Annotated in this window: 1 pseudogene; it reads left to right on the forward strand. The window is 46.2% G+C overall.

The window, feature by feature from the left end:
- Positions 1 to 203 precede the first annotated feature (203 nt).
- A pseudogene (locus tag HMPREF9304_RS12100) lies at positions 204 to 1,145 on the forward strand (helicase-related protein); the annotation flags it as partial.

Genomic DNA, 1,145 nt, shown 5'->3' on the forward strand with positions numbered 1-1,145 from the left:
TGAAGAATAAAAACCTATGACACAGTTGTTTACCTTCAATTCGTAACCCCTTTTTGCTTTTTCACGGGTGGGTTACGATTTGGTAACGGAACTCCTGCCGTTTGATGCTTCCTTTCGCCTAACTCGATAATGGTATAAAAATGCTAAATGATGATATTTCAAATAGTTACATTCCCTACATTTCCCTCTGTTTCCCCTAATTCTTGACTACCGATTATGCCCGCAAGATGAGCCTTGATTTACGCATGATTGATGAAAATGGGTACTCAGACCATATCGACAACAAGGCAAGTCACTGTGCCAAGATGCTCAATGACTATTACCAAAAGTATGATGCACAGAAAGGGACGCAGTTCGTTTTCTCTGACTTGGGTACTTACAAGCCCGGTGGAGACTTCAATGTTTATTCGGAAATCAAGAGAAAATTGGTAGAGGACTACCATATCCCGGCATACGAGATACGTTTTATTCAGGAGTGCAAGAACGAGAAAGCAAAGAAAGCGATGGTAGATGCGATGAATCGTGGTGACATTCGCATTATCTTCGGTTCTACCTCTATGTTGGGAACTGGAGTCAATGCCCAGCAACGAGCTGTGGCTATCCATCATTTGGACACGCCTTGGCGACCTTCGGACTTGGAGCAGCGCAATGGGCGTGCCATCCGAAAGGGAAATCTTGTCGCCAAGGAGTTTGCGGACAACAAGGTCGATGTCATCATCTATGCCGTAGAGCGTTCCTTGGATAGCTATAAGTTCAATCTGTTGCACAACAAACAGCTCTTTATCAACCAGCTAAAAACAAACACCTTGGGTAGCCGTACCATTGATGAGGGTTCGATGGACGAGGACAGTGGTATGAACTTCTCAGAATATGTAGCAGTACTTTCAGGCAACACCGACCTTTTGGAAAAAGCGAGGCTTGACAAGAAGATTACCACCTTGGAATCCGAGCGCAAGAATTTCCTCCGTGAGCGTGATGCCGCAACGGGCAAGCTGGCGGAGATTGAGAGTTCCGTGTCCTTCCATTCGGATAAAATCAAGGAAGCGCAGGCTGACTTGGCTTGCTTTGAGCAGCGCGTGGAGCGTGATACGGAGGGACTGCCCGTCAATAAACTGACAATCAAAGGTGTAGAGGACAGCACCGAC

The sequence above is a fragment of the Hoylesella timonensis S9-PR14 genome (genome assembly GCF_000762405.1).
Classification (GTDB): Bacteria; Bacteroidota; Bacteroidia; order Bacteroidales; family Bacteroidaceae; genus Prevotella; species Prevotella timonensis_A.